This window comes from Deltaproteobacteria bacterium, assembly GCA_020845895.1.
Lineage (GTDB): Bacteria > Lernaellota > Lernaellaia > JACKCT01 > JACKCT01 > JADLEX01.
Map to the genome: position 1 here is coordinate 23630 of JADLEX010000066.1, position 25558 is coordinate 49187.

The window sequence follows — 25558 nt, forward strand, 5'->3', positions numbered from 1 at the left end:
CCGCCTCCGTCATTCTTCGTCCATGCGCCCGTGGCGCTGAATGGTGATCTCGCCGATCAGTTCGATCTCCGCTTTTTCCTCAGCGGCCCGCTCGTGCTCGCGAAAACGCTCGAAGAGCTTGTCGAGCATTCGCCGGTCACGCATCGCGGCAAGCATGTGCTCGCGCTGTTCATTCATCGCTTGTTGTCGTCGGACTGATTCGGCCTCGGCTTCGGCGCGCGTTCGCGCGAGTCGCCCGAGGTGATGCAGATAGACCTGATCGGAGCGGGCATCGAAATCGCGGCGACGCCCGGCATCCATGTTCGCGATGGTCCGCTCGTGATCGTCGTCGATCGCTTCGATGTGTTTTTGCGCATCGTTCCACGATCGCTGCCGCTCCGCGAATACTCGTTGATGTTGCTGTTCGCGCAGCGCGCGCACGCGATGAACCGTCGCGTAACGAAATCGTTTCACGACGCGCCTCCCGCCGCCGGACGCTCGCGGAAGATGCGTGCGAGTTGCGCGATCCCCTTGCCGAACTGTGCGCGATCGTCCACGTCCTGCCTCAAAAACGTCGTCAGCGCGTCGTTGACGGCGATCGCGTGATCGATCTTCGGATTCGATCCCTTCGCATATGCGCCGATGTTGATGAGGTCCTCGGCTTCGCCGAAGACCGCGAGCGACTCGCGAAGCTGTCCGGCCAGCGAGCGGTGTTCGCGCGTGACGACGTCGTTCATGCACCGGCTCGCGCTCTGCAAAATGTCCACCGCCGGGAAGTGGTTTCGCGCCGCGAGACGTCGGGAGAGCACGATGTGCCCGTCGAGGATCGAGCGCGCGGCGTCGGCGATGGGCTCGTTCATGTCGTCGCCCTCGACCAGCACCGTGAAGATGCCCGTCACGCCGCCCTTGCCGTCCGCGTTTCCCACGCGTTCCAGCAGCGACGGCAGCAGGGCGAAGACCGACGGTGTATAGCCCTTCGCCGTCGGGGGTTCGCCGATGGCGAGGCCGATCTCGCGCCGGGCCATGGCGAATCGCGTCAGCGAATCCATCATCACCAGCACTTTGCGGCCGTGATCGCGGAAGTACTCGGCGACCGTGATGGCGAGAAACGCCGCGCGTACGCGCTGAAGCGGCGAACGGTCCGACGTCGCCGCGATGACGACGCTGCGCCGCAAACCTTCCTCGCCCAGATCCCGTTGGAGGAACTCCAGCACCTCGCGGCCCCGCTCGCCGATGAGGGCGATGACGTTGACGTCGGCGGTCGTGTTGCGCGCGATCATCCCCAGCAGCACCGATTTGCCGACGCCCGAACCCGCGAAGATGCCGACTTTCTGTCCGAGCCCCAACGTCAGTGCGGCGTCGATGGAGCGCACGCCCACTTCCAGCATTTCGCTGATGCGCTTGCGTTTCATGGGGTTGCCGGGAAGACCGTAGAGATAGCGCTCGTCGTCGCCGATGGGAGCCGGGAGCCCATCGAGCGGTTCGCCGAGCCCCGAGAGCACGCGCCCGAGCATGTCGCGCCCGACCCGCACGACGGGCCGCGAACGCACCCGCTCCACGCGCGCGCCCGGCAACACGCCTCGGGCATCCTCGAGCGGCATGAGCATGACGCCGCGTTCGTCGAATCCGACGACCTCGGTCTTGACGATCTCCGCTTCACGTCCGCCGATGGCCGGCTTGAAGATGTGACACAGGCTTCCCACGGCGCTGCGGGGACCCGTCGCCTCGATGACGGTGCCGGCGATCTTCCGCACGCGCCCCGACACCTTCACGCACTCGATGTCGTCGAGCCGGGCGCGATAGGGCGTGAGGTCGATGAGTTCGTGCATCGGCTAGTCCAGCAGACCGCGGATTTCACGGAAAGCCCGACCGAGCGTCGCGTCGATGTCTCCCGACGACGTCTCGATGAAGCATCCGCCGCTGTCCACGTTGGGGTCGGCGACCACGTGCACGCTGTCCACGCCCTCCATCCGCAGCACCTCGGAGCGCATCTGCTCGATCGCCTCGAAGTCGTCCGGCGACACATGCACCACCAACTCACCGCGGTCGACCGATTCGTTGATGGCCGTGCGAACCGCGTCGCGCACGATCACGGAGTCCTCGGCCACGGTCCGCTGCACGACCTTTTCGGCGATGTGCACCGCGAGCGCGACGATGTCGCGCTCCATACGCAGCAACAGATCGCGGCGCGCGTGGGTGAGATCCTCGACAAGGCGCTGGATCTGGTCGAAGAGCGGCGCCATCTGCTGCTGGCCGAGCCGTATGCCCGCCTGTTCGCCCTGCCGAAACCCCGCTTCGTAGGCTTCGCGCTCGATGCGCGCGCCTTTTTCGATGGCGTCGTCGAGCACCGAGCGCGCCTCTTTGGCGAAATCCGTCGCGTGGAAATCGCGCATGCGCGTCGAGCCGATCTGGGGCGCCGCCGCGCCGGGCTTGGATTTGACGAATCCCACGCGGTCCCCCGACCGTTAGACGAAGACCTCGTCGCCCCCGCGACCGGTCACGAAAATCTTGCCCTCGGTCTCGAGCTTGCGCGCGACGCGGATGATGACCTGCTGCGACTTCTCGACGTCGGTCAGGCGCATCGGTCCGCGGGCTTCCATGTCTTCCTGGATCATCGACGCGGCCCGCGCGCTGATATTGCGGAAGATCTTTTGCTTGACCTCCTCGCTCGCCATCTTGAGCGCGATCACGAGGTCGTCGTTGCTGACTTCCTTCAAGATGGTCTGGATTCCCCGGTCGTCGACATTGATGAGGTCCTCGAAGACGAACATGTGCTGGCCGATTTCCTCGGCGAGCTCGGGGTCTTCCTCCTCGATTTTGCGCATGATCTCGTTGCTGTCGTTCTTTTTCATCGAGTTCAGGATTTCGGCGGCGGGCTTGATGCCGCCGGTCAGCTCGGAGGTGCCGACGCGGTAGGTGGATATGTCGCGCATGAGCGAATCGACCACTTCCTCCATCGTGCCGGGAATGACTTGGTCCATCCGCGCGATGCGCGTCAGCACTTCGAACTGCAATTCCTCGGGCAATCGCGCGATGATGTCCGTCGCCTGCGTGACGGCCAGATGCGAGCAGATGAACGCGATGACCTGCGGATGCTCCTTGCTGATGAGGTTGAAGATCGTTCGCGCGTCGTACTTCTTCAAATCCTCGATCTTCTCGATGTACGAAACCTTGCGCAGCACCTCCTCGGCGCGGTGCGTCGGCAGGGCGCGATGCACGACGCGCTCGACAAATTCCTTGCCGACGACCGACATGTAGCCCTCCGAGATGATGCGCGTGTTGAACTCCGCCATCACCTTTTCGATCATCTCCGGCGTGATGTCCTCGACTGTCGCGATGGTCTGCACGAGGTCGTGAATCTCGTCGTCGTCGAGGTTCTTCATCACCTCGGCGCTGATGTCCTCGCCGAGAAACAGCAATAGGATCGCCGCTTTCTGCGGACCCGTGAGTTTGTGGTCGTCAGCCATCGAGTTGGGCTCCGCGCGCCTGTTCGCCGCCGGTCATCAATTCTGTTCCTTCAGCCAGCGACGAACCATGAGCGCCACGGCCTTTTTGTCCTTCTGGACGTTTTCGATCAAACTTTTGCGGCTCTCGTCCATCTTCTTGCGGCGCGTCTCTTCCTCACCTTGAACCACGGGCGCGGCCTCTTCCGCCTGACCGAGCAGGCGCGCCTGCGGGCCCGCCGCGAGCCGGTTTTCGACGTCCTCGACGCCCGCCGGCAGCAGACCCGTCATTTCACCCAGCCGATCGTACGACGGCTCGGTGGTGAGGAAACGCAGCAGCCGGAAGCCCATGAACGCGAGCAGAAGGAAAAGAACTCCGTAAAAGACGTAATTGGCGATCATGCCGATGAAGCCGACGTCGAAGCGGCCGGCGGTCTCGGCGGGCGCGTCGATGGCCGGGTTGAATTGGACGTTTTCGAGGACGAGCTGATCGCCGCGCGTCTCGGTGAACCCCACCGCGTTCCGGACCAGCGATGTCAGCTTCGCCATCTCCTCCTCGGTGCGCGGCGTGTACGTCTTTTCGCCGCCCTCGGCGGGCGCTTCGTACGTGCCGTCCACCATCACCGCGATGGAGAGCTTCTTGATCTCGCCGACCGGCTCGTTGACCTCGCTCACGGTCTTGCTGATTTCGTAGTTGATCGTCTCCTGCTTGCGGTCGCTGTTGTTCGAGTTCGACGTGCCCTCGCCGCCCGCGGCCTCGGGCAGATTCGCATCCACCCCGGGCGCTCCCGAGGTCGACTGTTCGGTGCCCGTGGACTTTTCCTCGACGACCTGCTCCGAGCGCGCGACCTGCGTCTCCGGGTCGTAGGTCTCCTGCACCTTTTTCACCTGCCGGAAATCCAGGCTCGCGGTCACCTTGGCGGAAACCTTGTCGGCGCCGACGACGCGGCCGAGCAACTCGACGATCCTCTCCTCCATGCCGGTTTCCATCCTGTGCTGGTAGTCGATCATGGCGGAGTTCACTGGACCGGCCAGGTCGTCTTTCTTGCGTTTCGACATCATCTTGCCGCGACTGTCCATGATCGTGACCGCGTCCGGGTCCATGCCCTCGACGCTCCCGGCGACCAAAAACGTGATGCCCTCGATCTCGTCGTCGGAGAGCTTTGCGTTGTTCTTGAGATCGATGACGACGGACGCCGTCGCGCGGCGCTGGTCTTCCTTGAACAGGCTCTCCTTGGGCAGCGCGAGATGCACCCGGCATTTTTCGACGGCGGCGAGCTGCGAAATCGAGCGCTCGATTTCGCCCTGCATCGCACGCAGAAACGCGATGCGCTGCTGGAACTCGGTCATGCCCGTGGTTTTGCGGTCGAAGATCTCGAATCCGAGCGAACTGCCGCGCGGCAGGCCCTGTGTCGCGAGGGCCATCTTGACCTCGTAGTATTCCTGGTCGGGGACGGAGACCGAGTCGCCCGCGTCGCCGATGCGATACGGGATCTTTTTCGACTTCAGTTCGGATGTGATGGCCGAGACGTCATCCGCGGTGAGGTCGGAATACAGAACGCGGAACTGTGGCCGCCCGGCGAACGCGACAACGCCCGCCACGACCGCCACGCCCAGCGCGAGAAAGATCACGAAGCTGACCTTCCGGCCGGTCGAGAGTCCCGAATAGAGTCGTTGGAGTTGCCCCAGAACCTGCTTGGATTCCGCCATGCCGCCCCCGAGCGCGTCGCGCCTACACGGTCATGCGCATGATCTCTTGGTACGCGCTGATCAGTTTGTCGCGGATCTCCATCATCGCCTTGAAGGAGAGATCCGCCTTTTGCAGCGCAATCATGGCTTCGTGCAGGTTGTCGTGACGGCCCTGGGCCAGTTGTTGGAGAGCGGCGTCGGCGTCTTTCTCGAGTCCCGACACGTCCTCGATCGCCTTTTTCAGGACGTCGGAGAACGTGGGCCCCGAAGTCGGAGCTGCATCGCCCACCGGAATCCGCTGACGTTGCGGATCCATCGACTGGAGCGATTGCAACCGGCTTTGGAGCGTGATGTCCTTCATCGTGGGATCACCGTCCGAGTTCCAGTGCCTTCTTCGCCGCTTCCTTCGCCGCCGTGATCGCCGAGAGATTCGCCTCGTAGCTGCGCGAGGCGCCCATGAGCCCGACCATCTCTTCCATCACGTTGATGTTCGGGTAGAGCACGTATCCCTCGTCATCGGCATCGGGATGTCCCGGCTCGTACACCCGGACCGGATCCCGACCGTCCTTCACGACCTTGTCCACACGAACCTCATAGAGTTTCCGCTGCTGGTCCAGGACGGAAGCAAATTCAGTGCCGTTGGGTGCCGCGCGAAACAGCGGCGTCATCCGCTCGTATGGCTTGCCGTTCACGCCGCGCGTGGTGTTCACGTTCGACAGGTTCGAACTGAGCACCTCCATGCGAAGCCGCTGCGCGGCCAGCCCCGACGAACCGATTTTCAGGACATTCATCAAACCCATCGCCCGTTCTCCGTGAGGGGTTCCGGATGCCACCACTTCACAAAGCAAGCACGGTGCCATTCCGAAACATCACGTATCTATTTGATTTATAAGATGATTTACCTCATCCGGACCGAGAGCGACCGGGAACTTTTTTACACTGGTCAGGCAGTTTCGTCCTCGCCGTCGTCCGCCTCGTCTCCGCCAAGGGCATCCTCCGCGTCCGACGCACCGTATTCGTGCAGCTTGTTGCGGAGCGTGCGAATCGAAATCCCAAGCAATTTCGCAGCCTTGGTGCGATTTTGCCCGACATCCCGCAGCGTGACTTCGATCAGACGGCGTTCCATGTCGCGCAGGCTCGTTCCCGCCGACAAGCGCATCCCGGTCCCGTCGTTCGGTTGGGCAACCGAGGCAACCGTCCGATTTTCCACGATAAAAAGCGACGCCGGTCCGACGACCGGGCCCTCGGTCAGCAGCACGGCACGTTCGATCGTGTTCGCCAGTTCGCGGACGTTGCCCCGCCACTCGTATTTGTCGAGCAGGTCCGCAGTTTCGGAGGCCAGCGCCAACTGGGGCCGTCCATGCTTATTCGCCGCCAACTCCACGAAGTGATTCGCCAGAATTTTGACGTCACCTTTCCGTTCGCGCAGGGGCGGTAACGTCAACGGAATGACGTTCAGGCGATAGAAAAGGTCTTCGCGGAACTTTCCCTGCGCGACGAGCTTGGGCAGATTTGCGTTTGTCGTGCAGATGACGCGAACGTCCACCGGTTTCGGCGCAGTCCCGCCCACGCGATCGATTTCGCGCTCCTGCAGGACGCGCAGCAGCTTGGCCTGAAGCACGGGTTCCATTTCGCCAATTTCGTCGAGCAGGATCGTCCCGCCTTCCGCGAGTTCGAACTTGCCCTTTTTCGACTGGATCGCACCTGTGAACGCGCCCTTTTCGTGACCGAAGAGTTCGGTTTCGAGCAACGTCGCCGGAACGGCCGCGCAATTGACCGCCACGAAGGGCCGATCGGCGCGTCCGCTGTGCTGATGAATGAACCGGGCCAGGACCTCCTTGCCCGTCCCGCTCTCCCCTTCGATCAGCACTGTCGCGTCGCTCTTTGCGATGCTCTGCGCGATCGACAGCACGCGTGACGTTTTCGGGTCTTTGGTGATGAACGGCCGCTCCTCGGCCTTCGCCGCTGCGACCATCGGCGCGGCGACCTGATCGAGATGCTTCGCCACGGCGGCCTCGAGCGCCTCCGCCGTGAAGGGTTTGACGATGTAATCCGCGGCGCCGAGCTTCATCGCCTCGACCGCGTTCGAGATCGTCCCGAACCCCGTGATCACGACGACCGGCATCGTCGGGCGGATGCGCTGCGCCTCGCGGAGCACCTCCATACCGTCAATGCGCGGCATGTTCACGTCGGTGACGAGAAGCCGATACGGGTCGGAGGAGTGCAGCCGGGCCAGCGCCTCCTGCCCGTCCGTGGCGAGCGTCACGTCGAATCCCATGCGCGCGAGGGTCAGCTCCAGCGCCTCGCGCATGTTGGGCTCGTCGTCGGCCACGAGAATCGGTCCGCGAAATTCGAGATTCACCGGTCACACTCCCGACTGGATCGGCGTGATCGCCGACGCCGGCAGACAAACCGTGAAGCAGGATCCCTTGCCGGGTTCCGACTCCACGTCGATCGTCCCCCGATGTGCCTGGATGATGTTGTGCGCCAACGCCAACCCCAGACCGGTGCCGCGTTCCTTGGTCGTGAAGAACGGGTGAAACACGCGGGCGCTCACCTCCGGCGACATCCCGCAACCCGTGTCGGCGATACGCACAAGGACCGTGGGCGTCTCGACGCCCGACGCGTCCCGGCGGTGCTCGTCGGCGATTTCGACGCGAAGGACCCCGCCGCCCGGCATGGCCTGAGCGGCGTTCAGGAACAGGTTCATGAAAACCTGTTTCAGCAGTTCGGAATCGCCGAGCACGTCGCTCCCGTTCCGGTAGTTTCGTTCGAGCGCCACATGCTGCGTTTCGAGCAGATGCGTGTTGTAGGACAGGCAGTCCTCCACCACCGCCTCGATCTCCACGGGCCGGACCTCGGGCTGCGTGTTTCGGGCGAAGGACAGCAGGTTGTTGATGGTGTGATTCATGCTGCGAATGCCGTTGCGCACGCGCTCCACCATCTGGCGCTGCTCGGGCTGATCGGAAAGATCTCGCGATAGCAGCGACGCAATCAGCTCGATCGAGCCCATGGGATTGCGCACCTCATGGACAATCTTCACCGCCATCTCGCCCATGGCCGCGAGGCGATCCGTGCGCTGCGCCGTCTCGCGATCGCGAATCTCCCGCGTCACGTCGTCGATCACCAGCACCCGCCCCGGCTGCTCCTCGCCCGCCTTCGTCATGGGATGCAGCGCGACGCGCAGCGTGCGCACGGCGCCGCCCGGCACACGATGCTCCATCTCGCGCTCGCGAAAGTCCGCGCGGCCGGCGACCATCGTTTCCCAGTCGCCGCGTGTGAAGTGCGCGCTGGCGATCACTTCGACGAATCGCGTTCCGACCAACTCCTTGCGCGAGCGCCCCAACAGGTTCGCCGCGGCCTCGTTGACGGTGTCGATCGCGCCGCCTCCGTCGAGTACTACAACGCCGCTACGCAGGCTGCCGAGGATATTCGACAGGTGCATCGAAAGGCGTTCTTTTTCATCGAGATTGCGCGCGAGCTCGATGTTCTTCTCCTCGAGCTGCAGGTTGAGTTCGTCGATGCGGGCGCGCAGTTCGTCGTACGCGCGCGTGACCGTCTCGCCCGCGCCCATGAAGCGCTCGAACGCCTCCTGCAACAGACGCAGTTCGGCAACCTGGTGGGCGGTCTTGTCGGGTTCGAGCGCGGGTTCGGTCACGTCATGCGCCTCGGGTACGCAGCCGTTCGGCGTTGGCATTTCGCCAATCATCCACTCGTTTGAGCAGTTCGAGCAAGCCCTTCCAATACGAGTCGAGCTTCGCGGGCGGGATCGGTCCCGAGCCGGTCTGCGTCAGGTAGTAAACGGCCAGACCCGCGCGGCCGTCTTCGGGAAACGCGCTGAGCGCCGCTCCCAGAACCGGTTTGGCCCGGTCTTTTTGTCCCGCCTGAAAAAACGCACGGCCGAGCCCGAAGAGGGCATCGGCGAGCAGGGCTCGCTCCCGATCGGTCGACGCGGGAAGCAGCAGGTCGATCGACTGCCGGAATCCTTCGGCCGATGCGACCGTCTCGCCCGTTTCCAGGCGCGAGAGCGACCGCGCAATGAGCAGTTCCGCGCGGTCGACGGAGGCCTGTGCCATCTCGAGGCCCTTCTCCGCGGACTCCACGGCCGCCACGAAACGCCGCTCGCGAAAATGCAGGCGCGTGCGCTCCAGCGCGGCCTCGCGACCGATAGACCCCGCGTCCGTCGCCATCAGATCGGCGAGCAGAAGTTCCGCCTCGTCCGAACGCCCGCGATCCATCTGAGCCTGCGCGCGTGCGAGTTTTGCGTGCGCCGGGAACAGCTTCACCGCCGCGACCGAGGAGCCGATCGTCCAAAGACTGTCGTAAAGCGAATTCTCCCGATACGCGCGCAGGATGCGTTCGAACGTCACGGGCTTCATGCGTCGATCGAAGACAAGTTCCACGTATTGATAGAACGACCGGCACAACGCGGTGTATTCGCGGGAGCGTTCGGTCCGCTCCGCAAAGCGTTCGAACGCGACCGCGAAGACGTCACGAACCTCGGATTGCCGCCTCTCGTCGATCGGGCGTGACGCAAGGTCGTCGAGCAAGGCCATTGCCTCGACGTATCTTCCGCCGGAGGTGTACATGCGGGCGAGCCCGAACAACGCGTTTTCGGCCGGCCGGGGGAAAACGGCGGACCCAATGACCCGCCGATACCGCTGCTCGGCCTCGTCGCTCCACGGCGCAGGTTCACCCGCGGTCAGCACATCGCCGAGACGCAGGTCCGCCGCGTAGCCCCACTCGTCCTCGGGAAATTGCTCCGTCAGGCGACGCAGAAACGCGAAAGCGTCGTCCGCGCGTTTCTGCGCGAAGAGAATCTCGGCCGCGCGATACATCGCAAACGGGACGTGCTCGGAGTTGGGGAAACGGACGAGGAACTCTTCGAAAACAGCAAGCGCCTCGCTCGAACGTTCTGAGTGGCCGAGCAGCTTCGCATAGGCGAAAAGGACCGACTCGTCGAGGCGCATGCGATCATTCGGGGTGCGAATGACCTGATCGAAATATTTCTGTGCGTCGGTCGCGGAGTTCAGGTCCATCATGGCGACGCCGAGGCCCGTGAGCGCGTCAAAGTGTTCGTCCGCCGTGCCGTCGGCATCGTCCTTCACGTTTAGGAACAACCATGCAGCCGATTTGGGCTGCCCCATGTGCAGATAGGCGTGACCGAGCAGGAGTTTCGCGGGGCGGATGAAGTCGCTCTCGGGGTAGTTCTCGATCAGGAACGCGAACACGCCGATCGTTTCGGGGTCGTAACCCTGGGCGACGTGGATCGCTCCGATCCGAAAGTACTTGAGATCGTTTCGATCCGATCGGGGGTAGAGCGCGATGAGATCGCGATAGATGCGCTTCGCGAAACGCACCCGCAGATCGAGATTTGCGCCCGCCCCGTTGAAGTAAAAGCCCTCGGCTTCGAGCAGGCGCGGCAGTTCTTCATCGCGCCAGTCGGGGTGCGCGACAAATACCCCCGTGACGGCATCCTGAAGTCGGATCCAGTCACCCTTTCGATGGGCGTCGAGCGCGGCGTCGAGGGCGTCGCCGAATTTTGTTCGTTCTTCGTCCGTGAGAAACAGCTTGCCCGAAGTGCGAAACAACGACGATTCCGCAACTTCCGCGCCGGCAACGCGCTCGTCGTCGCCGGCTTGGGGTGCAATTTCGCCCTGCGGAGTTTCCGGATTTGGATTCGACCACGCGACATCCGCCGCGACCATGGCCGCCGCCAGAAAGAAAAGGCGCACGTATCTATGCAGGGGAGAGTCGCCCATTGGCCCAAAGAAAAAGCAAGGACAATGCCAAGACGTCCGGCAAAACGCGAGCAAAAAGCCGCCAATAACCTCTAATTATTCTGATACCTATATGACTCTCGGGTCGAAACGCTTCGGCAACTCGAAACTTGCCAATATTTTGGCTTTTCGATGGCGAGTGACTCGCCAAATTCCCGACAAAAACGCGGTCTAGTGGGCGGTGTCGGCGGCGTATTTTTACGAAATCGTCGCTTCGAGACCCTTTTTCTTGATCTTTTCGACGAGTGTCGTTCGCTTGATGCGCAGAAGCTGGGCGGCCTGGTTCTTGTTACCTCGCGTTCGCTCCAACGCCGACATGATGATCCGATTCTCGAAGTCGTCCACGACGTTGTTGAAGTCGATCCCATCATCGGGGATCAGAACCGCATCCGGAAGACGCACCCCCGTGCGTTTGCGAATCTTGTCGGGAAGATCGTTCAGGCGGATCTGGCCGTTGTCGGACAGAATGACCAGCCGCTCGATGAGGTTTTCCAGTTCCCGGACATTGCCCGGCCAATCGTAGTCGAGAAACGTCTGCATGACGTCGTCGCCGAGAGGCGCCACCTCGCGGCCCTTCTCCTCGCGGAAGTGATTGAGAAAGTGCGTGACGAGGAGCGGAATGTCGCTGCGCCGCTCGCGCAGGGGCGGAATTTTGATGGGGATGACGTTGAGTCGATAGAACAGGTCCGCGCGGAACGACCGGTCTTCCACGGCCCGATCGAGGTCCTTGTGCGTCGCGGCGATGACGCGCACATCGACCTTGCGCGGCTTGTTGGAACCGATCGGTTCGATCTCGTGTTCCTGCAAAACGCGGAGCACCTTGACCTGCAGGGCCGGGCTCATTTCGCCGACTTCGTCCAGAAAGATCGACCCGCCGTCCGCGGCTTCGAATCTGCCGACTCGGTTCGCCGTGGCGCCGGTGAACGACCCCTTCATGTAGCCGAACAATTCGCTTTCGAGCAGGGTTTCGGGGATCGCCCCGCAGTTGACCGGGACGAGGTATTTGTTTCGCCGATCGCTGTTGTAGTGAATGGCGCGGGCGACGAGTTCCTTGCCCGTTCCGGATTCGCCGATGACGAGCACCGTGGATTCCGACGCCGCAACCCGCTCGATCCGGCGGAACAGCTCCTGCATCAAGGCGTGATCGCCGACGATGTTTTCGAAACGATATTTCTTCTTGAGCTGCTGCTTGAGCGTCAGGTTTTCGGTCTGAAGCCGTTGGTATTCCAGCGCGCGGCGGACGATCATCCGCATTTCGTCGATCTGAAACGGCTTGCTGATGTAGTCGTGCGCGCCGAGTTTCATCGCCTCGACCGCGGACGCCACGCTGGCGAAACCGGTCACGACGATCGACGCCGTCGCGGGCGACGCGCTCTTCATCTCCTTGAGCAGCGTGATGCCGTCCATGCGCGGCATTTGCAGGTCAGTGACCATCAGGTCGAAGCTCTGTTCGCGCGCCAGCGAAAGAGCGGTGTGCCCGTCGGAAACGCCCGCGACGACGTAGCCCTCCATTTCGAAGAGCCGCGTCAGAAGCTGGACGGTCTCGCGATCGTCATCGACGATGAGGATCGATCCCGACATCCCTATTCTCCGGCGGTCTTGTCGTCCGCCCACTGGCTGGCGCGAATCATGGAACGCTGAACGTCCACGACGTGCTGGATGATCCGCTCGCGGTCGTCGTTCGCCAAATCCGTGAAATGCACGGCCACCAGATACCGCTCCCCGCCGTAGCCCAGCTTCGATTCTTCGACGCGCACCACCTCGGCGATCAGATGAATCGGCTTCGTCACCAGGTAGCCCAGGTACATGCTCATGAGCAGACGCTGACCGACCTCGAAGGTTTCGTCGCAGGAAAACAGCATCCCGGAGCCCGAGATGTTGCAGTGCACCTCGCGTCGCCCGGCCCGCGCGCCGATCGCCGAGGCAGGCCGTTCGAGCAGCTCGATCATCAGATCGACCTTGCGCTCGAGCGCCTTGATCGCGTCCACCACGGCGGCCATGGATTGATCCGCGGGCGACTCCGAAGCGATGGCGACTCCCCGCTTGGTGGCGGACGCCTTCGCTTCCCGCGCACGCAGAAAGACCAGCTCGTCCTTGGCCCGTGAATAGTTGGTCTCTTCGACCGACCGGTACTCCAGCCGTACGATGTCCTTGACCCGAACGTAGTCGCGCGCGTCGTGGGGGGCGATTGTCACGGAGTGCTCCGCTAAATGGAGGATGACTGTTTCTTGCACGGTTTTCGGCTTGCGTCAATGAATTGACGGTAAATTGTCGATTTTTTTCGTCGTAACGACGGAACGCCGACCTTTCTCGCCCCGAGCGTGTTCTTTCGTTCGCTTGACACCTCAAACACCGTTTTCTAGTTTGAATGATCGTTCGAATCCGCTGGGAATTCGGCACTCACGGCTTGAGGGACCTTGGGAGATTTCGTGACCGGCTCGGTGATGGCCGACCTGAAGCTGCGCGATGTGATCGCCGATCAGACGCATCCGGGTCTGGACGAGGTCCTCGCGTCGCGTTCCATGACGGTTTACGCCGGATTCGACCCCACGGCGGATTCGCTGCACGTCGGAAATCTCTCGATCATCATGCTGCTGCGCCGGTTCCAGCGATTCGGCCACAAGCCCATCGCGCTCGTCGGCGGCGGAACCGGGATGATCGGCGACCCGTCGGGCAAGGAGCACGAGCGGCAGCTCCAGACCCGGGAAGAAGTCGAAAGAAAATCGCAGGGGCTTCGAGCCGTTCTGGATCGGTTTCTGACCTTCGGTGAAGGCCCGTCCGACGCGGCGTTGCTCGACAACTTCGACTGGCTGGGCTCGTTAAACCTCATTGAATTTCTGCGCGACATCGGCAAGCACTTTCGGGTGCAGGACATGGTGGCGCGCGAGTCGGTGAAACGCCGCCTCGAAAAGCAGGACGGCATCAGCTTCACGGAGTTCACGTACCAGCTCCTCCAGTCCTATGACTTCTGGTATCTGTTCAGGCACCACCGCTGCGAGTTGCAGGTCGGGGGATCGGACCAGTGGGGCACCATCACGGCCGGAACGGATCTCATCCGCGAACTCGACGGCAAAGCCGCCTACGGAATTACCGGGCATCTGGTCACGCGGGCGGACGGCAGCAAGTTCGGCAAGAGTGACGACGGAAAGACTGTCATCTGGCTGTCGGCCGAGAAGACGAGCCCCTTCGACTACTACCAGTTCTGGCTGCGTTCCGATGATCGCGACGTGATGCGCTACGTGAAGATCTTCACCGACCTGGACGCGACCGAGTGGCCCGATCTCGAACGGACGCTGCGCGAAGAGCCGGAAAAGCGACTGGCGCACCACCGACTCGCATTTGAGGCGACGGCGCTCGCACACGGGCCCAAGGAGGCCGAGCGAGCGCGCGAAGCCGCAAGCGCGGCGTACTCGGGCAACCGCTCCGCCGCGGCGTTCGATGCCGCGCCGACGACGCCGGTCGACCGATCTCGCATCGAGGCGGGACTCACGGCGGCGGAAGCGTTCGAGATGTGCGGGTTGGTGCCGAGCCGGGGCGAGGCGCGGCGAAAGGCGCAGGCCGGCGCGCTGCGGATCAACGATCGCCGCGTCGACGACGCCATGGCAAAATTGACCGCTGGCGATTTCGACGACCACGGTCGGTGCGTGCTCCAGTTCGGCAAGCAGAAACTGCACATCTTGCGGATCGACCCCTCGTAGAGGACCGGTTATGTCGCGCGTGTGGAGATTGGCGGTGAAGCGAAGCGCGTTCCTCGCACTCCTCGCGTGCGCGTTGCTCGTCGCGTGCGGAAGCGGCGACAACGATGACGGCGACGCTAACGCGGACGATGACGTCGCCGACGACGACACCGACGACGATTCCGATGACGACGCCGATGACGACACGTTTCCGCCGCTCGATGACGACGACGCGAGCGACATCGAATATTGGCCGGTCGATCCCGCGCCCCAGACCGACATGGCCGCGTGGTTCGACGCGCGTACCGCCCTGCTCGAACGCAGTCTGTACTTCTCGTATTTCAATGCGCTCGAAGGCTATCCCGGCCGCGGCGCGCTCGGCGATTTCGGGATCGGCAACGGGCGTATCTTCGCTCTCCAGGGCATGAACCGCGACATCAACGCCCTTACGGAATACACCGGACCGTACTATCAAAACGACGGAGGCCGATTCGGCGACACCCCCGCGCGCCTGTTTGTCGGTAACGAAGCCGCAACGCCCGGCCACCAATGGATCTGGCGCGTACGCGGAGCGGCGATCAACGTGACGAAGACGATGAGCGCAGACGAGACGCTGGAACTGTACACGGTCGATTTCGCGCCGCCCGACCTCGACGCCGTCGCGCGCATGCTCATCGTGCGCAACGCGCACGAGACGCTCACGTTCGAGCAAGTCGCCGTCCGGCAAGCCCCGGTCCGCGATGGCGATGACGCGATCGAGACGTCCGAGGGATGCGTGATCCAGCGTCGTGGCGAAAAAGCGCTGCACATGTGCGGCGCGCAGGACGATGCCGACATCGCGCCTGAGGTTGGCGACCTCGTGGTGTCGTGGCCGTCCCTCGCGCCGGGCGAAGAAGCTACCGCGCTCATCGCCTTCGTTTTCGTTACCGAGGACAACGAGGCCGCCGCGTCGATGATTCGCGAAGAGATCCGTGATCGCGGGATCGACGCATTGCTCGACGACACCCTCGCTTGGTGGCGCGATTACCTCGACGTCGCCGCGAAGATCGACGTGCCCGACCCCAAGGTCGCCGATCTTTACGAGGGCATGCAGGTGACGATCGGCGCGCTCACGGACCAGTCCGGCGCGGTCACGCCGATGAGCCGCTATTCGAGCGCGTGGCTGCGCGACACCGACGGCCCGACGCGTTTCTACGATCGCATCGGCCGCTTTGACGACTCGGCGCGGATGATGGACTACGTTTATCGCGTTGGCGTGCTCCATCACGAGATCGCCAACTCGATGCCGCTCGATCTCGACGTTTCGGGTGTGGCGGACCCCGCAGACGGTCGCACGTTTTGGGAGTCGTGCAGTTTCATGCCGGGCCGCTACAAGGCCGAGGCGCCGAGCTTCGTACCGGTCATGTACCACCGTCACTGGCTCGCCACGGGCAGCACCGAGCTGATCGACGCGCGATACGAATACCTGCGCGCGGCGCTGACGCTTCAGGAGCGCACGCCGGACGATCTCATGGGCTTCAGCGGCGACGAGACATTTCGCTATCCGCTCATGGTCGCGATGCTGGAGATCCAGGAAGTCCAGGAGAACTACTATTCGCTCTACTCGAATCTGCTGATGGTCGTCGCATCGGAGATGATGAGCCGCATCGCGGACGCGACCGACCGCGATGAAGACGTCGATCCGTTCGCCGAAACCGCCGATGACGTGCGTGCCGCGACCGAGGCGAATTACCGGTTCGGCGACCGATACGCGCCGGTGCTCGCCATCGACGACCTCGAACCCTGGAATTTTCCGTTCGAAGACGTTTCGACGCAGCCCGTGTGGCTCGAATATCTCGATCCCACGTCGGACGACGCGGCGGAGACGGTGCAGGATTACGTCGATTTCCTCCAGCGCGACGACGGCACGCTGCTCTTCCCCGAGGCGCTGTTCGGCTTCGCGTCAACACCGTTTTACACAGGGATGGTGCCGGGATTTCACCTGTACAACGTCGCGCGCGTCGATCACCCGAATGGCGATCTCGTCTTCAACGCCATCGACCGGACCGCGAGCGACTCGGGCAACTACTCCGAGATGCAGACGCGAAATCACAACATGTTCACCGTCACGCACGCGAAATCGGGGCGCGGACTCGAGGAGATCACGTCGCGCTATCGCCCGTGGGAGGGCGGCATCAATCTCGACGCCGTGCTCGAATTCCTGTTCGGCACGCACGTCGATGTCCCCGCCAAGACAATGCGCTTCTTCCCGCATTTGCCGAATCGCTGGACGTCGTCCGGCATGCGCGACCTGCCGGCGGGCACGGATGGCGCCTACGATCTTCGCGTCGAACGCAGCGGTGACACGTGGTCGCTCACGATCGAAAGCCGATCGCCGCACGACTTCGTCGCTGAGGTCACGTTCGCCGACGACGGCGCACACGCGGTGACGGCGACCGTCAACGACGCCGCGCACGCGAACGTGGACACGATTGAACGATGGGGACGCACCCGCGCGATCCTGCGCAACGTTGCCGTTTCCGCAAACTCGACGACACGTGTGGTCGCGACGTTTTCTCCCAACTGAAAGGACTACGTCCGTGAAACTCGCACTCATCGGCGGCGGCGGAATCCGCGGACCGCTTTTTGTCGAGTCGCTGCTCGGCCGTCAGAAACGCTCGGGGCGCGAACTGATCACCGAACTGTGCCTGCACGACGTGCAGCCGCGACGGCTCGACGTGATCGGACCCTTTGCGAAAAGACTCGCCGAGGAAGCGGGATCGCCGCTTCGCATCACGACGACGACCGACCTCGTGGCGGCGCTCGACGGGGCGTCGCACGTCGTCACGACGATCCGCGCGGGTTTCGAACAAGGCCGCATCCACGACGAAAAGGTCTCGCTGGCCTGCGGATGCATTGGGCAGGAGACCGTCGGGCCGGGTGGTTTCGCCATGGCGATCCGTGCGATCCCCGAGGTACTTCACATCGCGCAAACTGCGGCGCGCGTCGCACCCGGCGCGTGGATCATCAACTTCACGAATCCGGCAGGGCTGCTCGCCCAGGCCATGCAGGACTTCGGCTTTCGCAACAGCATCGGCATCTGCGACTCGTCGGACACCATCGCGCGGGACACGGCGTTCCACTTCGGAGTGGATCACCCGCGCGTCACGCAGCGCGTGTTCGGTCTCAACCATTGCAGTTTCACGTACGAAGCGGCCGTGGACAGCGCGGACCGGCTGGGTGAAATGCTCGCGAACGATGACTACATGGATGCCTTCATGGGTATCTACGAAAAGTCGATGCTGCGCGAGTTCGGGCTTCTGCCGAACGAATACCTCTACTATTACTTCTACCCGGAAGCCGCTTACGAGGCGATGCGCGCCGAAACGCAAACGCGCGGCGAGCAGATCCTCGCCCTCAACACCCGTTTCTTCTCCGGCGCGTGGGACGACGACCACTTGCGCGACATCGACGAGATCCGTCGCCTGCACGACGAGTTGCTCGGCGAACGCAGCCGCACCTACATGCAATACGCCTGGGAAGAAACCGCGGCGGGTGAACGCCCGAAAGTCAAAACGGATCACGGCGGCGAAGGCTACGCCGGTGTGGCGCTCGATTTCATCGAGGCGCGCTCATCGGACGCACCCCGGCGCATCGTGCTCAACTACCTGAACGGCGACGCCATCCCCTTCTTCAGCGCGCACGATACGGCGGAACTGACGTACGAGGTGAGCCGCGATGCGATCAAACCGCTTGGCCCGTCGAGCGTGCCGCCCCGCGTCGAGGAACTCCTGCGCACGGTGAAATACTACGAGAATCTCACGAGCCTGTGCGCGCGTTTTCCCACGCGCAAGGCCGCGCTTTGGGCGCTGGAATCGAACCCGCTCGTCCATCATGCCCACAAGGCCGAGCGGCTGCTCGACGGTTTCATCAAGTCGCACGGAGGGGTGTTTGAGCGCTTCGCGTAACGGCGTCGACGTATTCCTCCCCGCGACCGGCCGCATCTTTCTCGACTTCATCTTCACCGGGGCCGAGCGCGTGCCGATGCCCGGCGAAGAGATCTACGCGAGCGGCTTTTCCGCGATGATCGGCGGCGCGTACAACGCGGCGCGCGCGCTTCACCGGCTGGGCGTCGGGGTGCACATCGCCGCCGACCTCGGTCCCGACGTGCCGTCGCAAATCGTGCGCACGTTGTGGGACCGCGACCGGCTGCCCGCCACGTTTCGGCGCGACGTTTCGCACGCCACCGCCGCAATCACCTGCTCCTACAGCCTCGAACACGACCGCGCGTTCCTGAGCTACGTCGATCGCCAACCGTCGCCGATCTGCGATCCGGAGGTGCTCTCCGAACACCGCGTCGGCCACGTGCTGTTCACGGGGATTCCGCCCGACGATTCGTTCTTGCCGATGATGCGCGAGGCCCGCCGTCTTGGCATTCCCATCTACATGGACAGCCAGTACGTCGAGCGATCGGTGAATGACGAGGACTTTCGCGCGATGCTCGATCTCGTGGACGTTTACTTCTGCAACGAACTCGAAGCGACGATGTTCACGGGCGAGGCTGAAATCGACGCGGCGTGCGAGGTTCTGAGCCGGTTGACGCGAATAGCCGTCATCAAGCTCGGCCCGAAGGGCGCGCGGATGTACGGCGACGGCATGCGCATCACGCAACAGGCGCCCGACGTTGCGATCGTCGACACCACCGGGGCGGGCGACTGCTTCGTCGGCGGTTTCGTCTGGGCGCGCGTGTGCGGCGAGGACCCGATCGGCGCGCTGCGCGCGGGGGTCGCTGTCGGCACGCTGACCTGCATGGGCTACGGCGGAGACGCGGCGCCGAACCGCGAGCGCGCGCTCACGTTGATCGGGGAATTGCCGCCCGCGATGGCTTTGACTTGAAGCGGCGAATCACGTCGGCGCGAGCGGCAAGTCACCGACGTACGAGACCGAGACGGTCGTGATCTGACGCGGGTCGGCGGTCTCGACGCGCACCTGAAATCCGTCGAACTCGAACTCCTCGCCCACTTCGGGGACGCGTCCGATCCGATCGAAGATCCATCCGCCCACGGTGGTGAATCCGCCCTCGGGCGCTTCGGTGTCGAAGTGGTCCGCGAGATCCGAGATCCCGAGCCGTCCGGATGCGACGACGTGACCGTCTTCAACACGAAGCATCTCGGTGTCCTCCTCCGTGTCGTATTCGTCGGCGATGTCGCCCACGATCATTTCGAGGATGTCCTCCATCGACACCAGTCCGCTGGTTCCGCCGTATTCGTCCACGACAATGGCGAGCTGAATCTTTCGCGCCTTGAACTCGGTGAGCAGATCGGAGAGCGGCTTGCTCTCGGGAATGAAGTATGGCTCGCGCATCACGTCGGCAAGCCGAATCTCGGAATCGCGGCCCCAGAACCGGAACAGGTCCTTGACGTAGAGAATCCCCACGATGCGATCGATGCTGCCGCTGTACACGGGGATTCTCGAGTGGCCGAATTCGACGATCGACGCGAGCAGGTCATCGACCACGATCGTCTCGGGCACGGCCGACAGACTGATGCGCGGGACCATCACCTCGGCGGCCGAGGTGTTCGCGAGGTCCAAAATGCCCTGCACCATCTCGGAGGCTTCGTCGTCGATCAGGCCCTCGCGTTCGGCCTCGTCGATGATCTCTTCCAGGCGCTCCTCGGGCGATTCGGCCCCGTTGCGCGGATCGGAAAATAGTTCCCTGATTCGTTCGAGTACGCTTCGAGTTGACAATATCGGCGCCTCCCCCGCGCCCGCCGCATTCGCGGCTACCACAATTCCCACAGACCGATATCTTGAATCAGCCGGACGAAAGAAATCAAGAAGACGTGTCAGGACGAAAAAATGTCACGCCCAAAACGGTGAAAAAGGTCCTGCTCCACGGCGGACATCTCGGCGGCGCGGCGGGTTTCCACGCCCTCGTGATCGTATCCTAGCAGGTGGCAGATTCCGTGGATGAGGCAATAAGCGATCTCGTCGATCGGCGCCATACCGACTTTGGCGGCGTTGCGGGCGCAGGTCTCGACCGAAACCACCACGTCGCCCAGCACGCGGTGCTCCGTCCCCGGCGCGTCCGGGTCGGCACTCTCCTGCTGGCTCATCGAGAGCACGTTTGTCGCGCGATTCTTCCCGAGCCACTGCCGGTTCCACTCGCGAATCCGCGCGTCGTCGACGAACACGACCGACAGTTCCCATCCCGATTTTCCGCAAGCCTTCAGCACATTCGCGGTCATGCGGCGGATCTTGGGAATCGGCAGGTCGATCAGGTTCTGCTCGTCAAGAATTTGAACCCGGGTGGCCCTGGACGACCTGGAGGGGGCGCTTTTTGGCATTGGCGTCTTCCGGATACTCGATGCGGCTGTGATAGAAACCCGCGAGAACTTTGAGGAAGGCTTTGGAGACCCGCCCCAGATCGCGCAGCGTCAGGTCGCTTTCGGAGAGTTGCCCATCGAGGAAAAATTCGTTGATGGTGTCCGAAATGCACTCCTCGAGGCGGGCCGGCGTCGGATTGGGCAGTTGCCCCGCCCGGACCTCGACCGCGTTCGCGAGCATGACAAGCGCCGCTTCGCGGGTCTGCGGCCTCGGTCCCGGATAGCGAAAATCTTCTTCGTTCAGGGAGGTGCGTCCATCGGCGCTCTGCTTCGCCCGCTCGAAATGCTTGCGAATCAGGCTCGTTCCGTGATGCTGCCGGATCACATCGACGATCTGATCGCCGAGCCGATGCCGCCGCGCGAGTTCGACGCCCTCACGCACGTGCGACGTCAGAATCAGCACCGACATCGACGGATAGAGCTTGTCGTGCGGATTCTCGTCGGGCGGGTAGTTCTCGGAAAAGTACTCGGGTTTATTCAGTTTGCCGACATCGTGATAGATCGCCGCCACCTTCGCGAGCAACGGATTGGCGGCGATCGACTCGGCGCCCGCCTCGGCGAGCGAACCCACGATCGTCGAGTGGTTGTAGGTTCCCGGCGCGCGCAGCACCATGTCCTTGAGCAGCGGGTGGTTCAGGCTCGCGAGTTCGAGCAGCGAGATGTTGCTCGTGTAGCCGAACAGACTCTCCACCACCGGCAAAGCGGCGAGCACCATGACGCCGCACAGCGCTCCACCGACCGCGCCGCCCACGACATCGAACAGCGTGGACCAGGACGCGAAGTCGGACCACGAGCCCGGCAACGCCTCGAGTCCGACAAGTGTCGCGGCGTTCACAAGACCGACGAACAGTCCGGCCCGAAGCAGCATGAGTCGCCGCGACTGGCGTCCCACGAAGTGCGCGCCGGCCACCGATCCGATGAGAACGTAAACCGTGAACGCATGGTCGCCGCCGAGCAGCAGCCCCGCGATGACCGAGACGATCAGTGCGGCAAAGATCGCGACCTCGGAGTTGAGGACGATGCGCACGAGCATGGCGGTGGCGGCGACCGGCATCGCGTAATGCATGGCGGTGTCGGGCATGAACTCGAAGGTTTCGGTCACGACTCCCGAGACGAGAGTGCCCAGCCGCGCGAGAAGCGCCGTCCCCACGACGACCAGTCCGAGCAACGCCAGATCGCGCGTCGCCACGCGAAATTTTCGGATGTTGCGCTGCCCGAACACGATGACGATGTATTGCAGAAGGAAGACGAGAGAAGCCGTCGCGGCGAAGGCGAACCAGCGGCTCGCGCCCGGTGCGCCGAGATGGATCTGGTTCAGGATCGCGAGCTTTTCGGCCGTGATCTTTTCGCCCTCGCCCACGATCACCTGATTCTTCGCGTATTTCACGAGAGACGGCAGAACGGCTTCGCGCGCGTCTTGCCGGCGTTTGGCCGTCTGCGCCGGGTTGAAAGTCGTGTTGACCCCGGAGAGGGCGACGCCGATCTTCGCCGCGATCTGCGCCGCGCGTTTGTCCGTCGCCGCCAAACGCACGCGCCGTTCGGCGTCTTTCTCGAACGCGGACGCGTCCACGACCTTCTCCGTTCCGCTCTCACTGGATTCCTTGCCGGTCGCCACGTCGCGGACGACATAGACGCGCTTGCCTTTCGGCATTTCGTCCAGTCTCGTCCTGAATTCGTCGAGGTCGGTGACGACGTAGCGGTCCGTCGACAGCTCGAGGATTTGCCGGGCCAATCCCCGCACCTCGGCGGCGACCGACGGATTCGCCAGCGTCTGGAATTCCTGCGGCCCGAGGGCCTCCGTGCCCAGCGTTTCGAGAAAGCGCGATCGCGCGTCGGCAAGTTCGTCGCGCGAGGTCAGGCGCACCTCGCCCGACGCGGAATTCGACTCGAAACCGAGCGCATCTCCGAGACGGTCGAACGCGTCGTCTAGCCGCCGCGCCTGCTCGGATGCCGTTTCGGAATTGATGTCATAAACCGGCGGCGTCTCGCCCGCGGCCTGCTCCCGGCGGGCGCGCGTGCTTTCGACATCCTCGACGGTCATCGAATGCCGCGCCTTCACCGCGCGCTGAACGTACTCGCCTTCCTGATAATCGGGGGTGAAGACGATGAGCTCCGGCGAAACGAACAACGCGACGAGCAGGGACGTCACAAGGGTGAGCGGCCAACGACGGTCGATGAAGCGCTTCAAACGCCCGCCCGCCATGGCCTTCAGCAGTCGATTGGGCCATTCGGTGATCGCGTCGGTCGCGCCGGCGCTCTTCTTACGAAACCGGCTCGTCCCCACCGTTGACTCTCCCGCGCTCCCGAGCCGGACGCTCCGGACGGTTCTCGCGCGACGACTCGAAATTCTCGTAGGCGCGGATGATGTCCTGCACCAGGGGATGCCGCACCACATCGGTCCGGTCGAACTCGACAAATGCGATCCGGCGCACGTCGCGCAGGATCTCGCGGATGACCACCAGCCCCGACATCGCGCCCGGGCCAAGGTCGATCTGCGTCACGTCGCCGGTCACCACCGCCTTGCTGTGGAAGCCCAGGCGCGTGAGAAACATTTTCATCTGCTCCGGCGTCGTGTTCTGCGCCTCGTCGAGGATCACGAACGAGTCGTTGAGCGTGCGCCCGCGCATGAACGCGAGCGGCGCGATTTCGATGACGCCGCGCTCGATATAGCGTTTCACCTTTTCGAAGGGAATCATGTCGTGCAGGGCGTCGTAAAGTGGACGCAGATACGGATTGACCTTTTCCATCAGGTCGCCGGGAAGAAAGCCGAGCTTTTCTCCCGCCTCAACCGCCGGGCGACACAAAATGATGCGCTCGACCTCTCCCGCGGTCAGCGACGCCACCGCCATCGCCATGGCGAGGTAGGTCTTTCCCGTTCCCGCCGGTCCGATACCGAAGACGATGTCGCACGTGCGGATGGAGTCGATGTACGCCTTCTGATTGACGCTCTTCGGCGCCACCGCCCGGCGTTTGGGATTGACGAGGATCTTGTCGAGAAAAACCTCCTTGAGGTTTTTGACACGGCCCGACGCGAGGATGTTCGTGGCGTGTTCGATGTCGTCGGCGTTGACGACGTAACCCTCTTCCAGCAGGCCACGGACCTGCTCGATCAGCTTGCGAACCATGACGACGTCGTGCGGCGCGCCTTCGACGAAGAGCTTGGTGCCGCGCGCCGACAAACGCACGCCGAGCACCCGCTCGATGGCGCGCAGGTTCTCGTCCTGCTCGCCGCAAACGGTCCGCGCGATCTCGCCGATTTCGAACTCGATCGGCGCTGCGGTGTCGGCGGAATGCCGCGCTCCGCGGTTCTGGCGATCGTTGGCAAATCGGTCGGAGGGCATTTTCGGCAGGCCCGTTACGGGCGACGGCCCGGAGCGAACTCCGGGCCGAGGGTTGGTGAATTCGAATTCCGGTTCATGGCGTTCGGCAGGAGCAACAGGCGCCTCAGCAGGAACAACATCCGCCCGTGATTTCGCCCTCGGGCCATCCCGCCGCGGGCGTGGGGGGTTCCTCGGTCACGCAGCGCGCGTTGTCCTCGTCGCACACCTCGTCGTTGTCGCAGGGATTTCCCGCGGAGATGCACGCGGACTCGTCGTTGGAACAGATCTCGGGACCGTTGCAGAATTCGCCGTCGTTGGGACAGACCGGCGGGTCGCCCGTCAGGCACGAATCCGACTCCTCGTCGCAATAATCCGCGCCGTTGCAGTACACGCCGTCGTCGGGGCACATCGGGACGTCGGAGTGTCCGCAGTCGTCGATTTCTTCGTCGCAGAGTTCCGCGCCGTTGCAGTACTGCCCGTCGTCGGGACACTCGGGCGGTTCCTGCTCGTCGCAGGCGTCGGCGTCTTCGTCGCAGAACGCGCCGCCGTTGCAGTACACGCCGTCGCCGCCGCAGTCGGGCGCGTTCCGGTGGCCGCAGTCGGCGATGCTCTCGTCGCAGAATTCCTCGCCGTTGCACCACAACTCGTCGTCGGCGCACTCGACCGGCTCACCCGGTTCGCACTTGAGGTCGACGCACTTCTCTTCGCCGTTGCAGAATACGTCGTCCTGGCAATCGGCGTCTTCATCGCACAGCGGCTCGAAATCGGTTTCCAGGTTGTCGATGATCCAATGGTTGCCGAGGCTTTCGATGCGGATGTACGAGATGCTGCCCTCGACGGTGAGAACGTCGAGCGCGCCGGTGTTGGAGTTGATGCCGCCCGAATCGGTATCGACGAGGACGTTGAACTGGTTGTAGGCGTTGATGGTCATTCCGTATGAGGAGGAATAACCCACGGTCACGGACGAGACGCCGTCCGGGAATGTGATCAGACCCTCGTCGCGATCCGCGCCCATCCACGCAAAGAAGTCTCCCTCGGACCAGAGCGCCCCGTCGGGATGGGGTCCGTTGTACTTGGGTTCCCCGGGCACCGGACCGTTCGCGGTCCAATCGCCGTAAACCCAATTGAATCCGCCTGCCGGCGAAAACACGATCGAGGGGTCCGGCGAAACGACGTTCGCGCCGTCGTTGCCGCCTTCGAAATCGACGAGGATCGCCCCCGCCGTCGCTGCCGTCATCACACCGCAAATCAGGGCGATCACGCCCAACCGATATCGATTCATTTCAGCCGTCCGATCCCTTCACT

21 protein-coding genes are annotated in these 25558 nt (G+C 63.3%); 4 read left to right on the top strand and 17 right to left on the bottom strand.

Annotated elements, in window-relative coordinates; all coding sequences use genetic code 11:
* Positions 1 to 9: 9 nt before the first annotated feature.
* The 12 genes from IT350_09375 to IT350_09430 form a co-directional block, all read right to left on the bottom strand.
* Positions 10 to 453 carry a hypothetical protein gene (locus IT350_09375; GenBank protein ID MCC6158252.1) on the bottom strand — a complete coding sequence of 148 codons (444 nt, stop codon included), beginning with the start codon at positions 451 to 453 and terminating at the stop codon, positions 10 to 12.
* Entirely contained in the window at positions 450 to 1808 is a 1359-nt protein-coding gene (locus IT350_09380; GenBank protein MCC6158253.1) for a FliI/YscN family ATPase, read from the bottom strand. Before IT350_09380 ends, IT350_09375 begins: the two co-directional genes overlap by 4 nt.
* Before the next feature lie 3 nt (positions 1809 to 1811).
* On the bottom strand, positions 1812 to 2429 hold the full coding sequence (locus IT350_09385) for a hypothetical protein (protein ID MCC6158254.1): 618 nt from the start codon (positions 2427 to 2429) through the stop codon (positions 1812 to 1814).
* Positions 2430 to 2444: 15 nt separating this feature from the next.
* Positions 2445 to 3446: a flagellar motor switch protein FliG gene (gene fliG, locus IT350_09390; protein ID MCC6158255.1), complete on the bottom strand. Its 1002-nt coding sequence runs from the start codon at positions 3444 to 3446 to the stop codon at positions 2445 to 2447.
* Between the two features lie 36 nt (positions 3447 to 3482).
* Positions 3483 to 5132, bottom strand: a complete 1650-nt coding sequence (fliF, locus tag IT350_09395) for a flagellar M-ring protein FliF (GenBank protein ID MCC6158256.1) — start codon at positions 5130 to 5132, stop codon at positions 3483 to 3485.
* A gap of 22 nt (positions 5133 to 5154) precedes the next feature.
* The gene (fliE, locus tag IT350_09400; GenBank protein ID MCC6158257.1) at positions 5155 to 5472 is read right to left on the bottom strand and encodes a flagellar hook-basal body complex protein FliE; all 318 of its coding nucleotides are present in this window, start codon (positions 5470 to 5472) and stop codon (positions 5155 to 5157) included.
* A gap of 7 nt (positions 5473 to 5479) precedes the next feature.
* A complete protein-coding gene (gene flgC / locus IT350_09405; GenBank protein ID MCC6158258.1) occupies positions 5480 to 5911 on the bottom strand; it encodes a flagellar basal body rod protein FlgC in 432 nt (143 codons plus the stop codon).
* Between the two features lie 143 nt (positions 5912 to 6054).
* A complete protein-coding gene (locus IT350_09410; GenBank protein MCC6158259.1) occupies positions 6055 to 7473 on the bottom strand; it encodes a sigma-54-dependent Fis family transcriptional regulator in 1419 nt (472 codons plus the stop codon).
* A 3-nt stretch (positions 7474 to 7476) separates the two neighbouring features.
* On the bottom strand, positions 7477 to 8808 hold the full coding sequence (locus IT350_09415; protein MCC6158260.1) for a PAS domain S-box protein: 1332 nt from the start codon (positions 8806 to 8808) through the stop codon (positions 7477 to 7479).
* Complete coding sequence (locus IT350_09420) at positions 8771 to 10702, bottom strand: tetratricopeptide repeat protein (protein MCC6158261.1); 1932 nt, start codon at positions 10700 to 10702, stop codon at positions 8771 to 8773. The genes IT350_09415 and IT350_09420 overlap by 38 nt, the downstream gene beginning before the upstream one ends.
* A gap of 387 nt (positions 10703 to 11089) precedes the next feature.
* Positions 11090 to 12472, bottom strand: a complete 1383-nt coding sequence (locus IT350_09425) for a sigma-54-dependent Fis family transcriptional regulator (protein ID MCC6158262.1) — start codon at positions 12470 to 12472, stop codon at positions 11090 to 11092.
* Between the two features lie 2 nt (positions 12473 to 12474).
* A complete protein-coding gene (locus IT350_09430) occupies positions 12475 to 13086 on the bottom strand; it encodes a PilZ domain-containing protein (GenBank protein ID MCC6158263.1) in 612 nt (203 codons plus the stop codon).
* A 234-nt stretch (positions 13087 to 13320) separates the two neighbouring features.
* Between IT350_09430 and IT350_09435 the strand changes: the two genes are divergently transcribed.
* The 4 genes from IT350_09435 to IT350_09450 are packed head-to-tail and all read left to right on the top strand — an operon-like array spanning position 13321 to position 19443.
* Entirely contained in the window at positions 13321 to 14589 is a 1269-nt protein-coding gene (locus IT350_09435) for a tyrosine--tRNA ligase (GenBank protein MCC6158264.1), read from the top strand.
* Positions 14590 to 14623: 34 nt separating this feature from the next.
* The gene (locus tag IT350_09440) at positions 14624 to 17134 is read left to right on the top strand and encodes a hypothetical protein (GenBank protein MCC6158265.1); all 2511 of its coding nucleotides are present in this window, start codon (positions 14624 to 14626) and stop codon (positions 17132 to 17134) included.
* 13 nt (positions 17135 to 17147) lie between these two features.
* The gene (locus tag IT350_09445) at positions 17148 to 18515 is read left to right on the top strand and encodes a hypothetical protein (protein ID MCC6158266.1); all 1368 of its coding nucleotides are present in this window, start codon (positions 17148 to 17150) and stop codon (positions 18513 to 18515) included.
* Positions 18499 to 19443, top strand: a complete 945-nt coding sequence (locus IT350_09450) for a carbohydrate kinase family protein (GenBank protein MCC6158267.1) — start codon at positions 18499 to 18501, stop codon at positions 19441 to 19443. Before IT350_09445 ends, IT350_09450 begins: the two co-directional genes overlap by 17 nt.
* 9 nt (positions 19444 to 19452) lie before the next feature.
* Here IT350_09450 and IT350_09455 read toward each other — a convergent pair whose 3' ends face one another.
* The 5 genes from IT350_09455 to IT350_09475 all read right to left on the bottom strand — a co-directional run bounded on the left by IT350_09455 (position 19453) and on the right by IT350_09475 (position 25535).
* A complete protein-coding gene (locus IT350_09455; protein ID MCC6158268.1) occupies positions 19453 to 20295 on the bottom strand; it encodes an HlyC/CorC family transporter in 843 nt (280 codons plus the stop codon).
* Between the two features lie 98 nt (positions 20296 to 20393).
* Positions 20394 to 20894, bottom strand: coding sequence for an rRNA maturation RNase YbeY (gene ybeY / locus IT350_09460; protein ID MCC6158269.1), 501 nt, complete (start codon positions 20892 to 20894; stop codon positions 20394 to 20396).
* Entirely contained in the window at positions 20839 to 23217 is a 2379-nt protein-coding gene (locus IT350_09465; protein ID MCC6158270.1) for an HDIG domain-containing protein, read from the bottom strand. Before IT350_09465 ends, ybeY begins: the two co-directional genes overlap by 56 nt.
* Positions 23195 to 24274 (bottom strand): PhoH family protein, encoded by a 1080-nt coding sequence (locus tag IT350_09470; GenBank protein MCC6158271.1) that lies wholly within the window; start codon positions 24272 to 24274, stop codon positions 23195 to 23197. The genes IT350_09465 and IT350_09470 overlap by 23 nt, the downstream gene beginning before the upstream one ends.
* Before the next feature lie 103 nt (positions 24275 to 24377).
* Positions 24378 to 25535 carry a hypothetical protein gene (locus IT350_09475; protein MCC6158272.1) on the bottom strand — a complete coding sequence of 386 codons (1158 nt, stop codon included), beginning with the start codon at positions 25533 to 25535 and terminating at the stop codon, positions 24378 to 24380.
* Positions 25536 to 25558 lie beyond the last annotated feature (23 nt).

Excerpts from the sequence above, each read along its gene's own strand:
- IT350_09380 (MCC6158253.1), bottom strand. The coding sequence starts at position 1,808 with ATGCACGAACTCATCGACCTCACGCCCTATCGCGCCCGGCTCGACGAC.
- fliG (MCC6158255.1), bottom strand. The coding sequence starts at position 3,446 with ATGGCTGACGACCACAAACTCACGGGTCCGCAGAAAGCGGCGATCCTA.
- fliF (MCC6158256.1), bottom strand. The coding sequence starts at position 5,132 with ATGGCGGAATCCAAGCAGGTTCTGGGGCAACTCCAACGACTCTATTCG.
- fliE (MCC6158257.1), bottom strand. The coding sequence starts at position 5,472 with ATGAAGGACATCACGCTCCAAAGCCGGTTGCAATCGCTCCAGTCGATG.
- flgC (MCC6158258.1), bottom strand. The coding sequence starts at position 5,911 with ATGGGTTTGATGAATGTCCTGAAAATCGGTTCGTCGGGGCTGGCCGCG.
- IT350_09415 (MCC6158260.1), bottom strand. The coding sequence starts at position 8,808 with ATGCCAACGCCGAACGGCTGCGTACCCGAGGCGCATGACGTGACCGAA.
- IT350_09425 (MCC6158262.1), bottom strand. The coding sequence starts at position 12,472 with ATGTCGGGATCGATCCTCATCGTCGATGACGATCGCGAGACCGTCCAG.
- ybeY (MCC6158269.1), bottom strand. The coding sequence starts at position 20,894 with ATGCCAAAAAGCGCCCCCTCCAGGTCGTCCAGGGCCACCCGGGTTCAA.
- IT350_09470 (MCC6158271.1), bottom strand. The coding sequence starts at position 24,274 with ATGCCCTCCGACCGATTTGCCAACGATCGCCAGAACCGCGGAGCGCGG.
- IT350_09475 (MCC6158272.1), bottom strand. The coding sequence starts at position 25,535 with ATGAATCGATATCGGTTGGGCGTGATCGCCCTGATTTGCGGTGTGATG.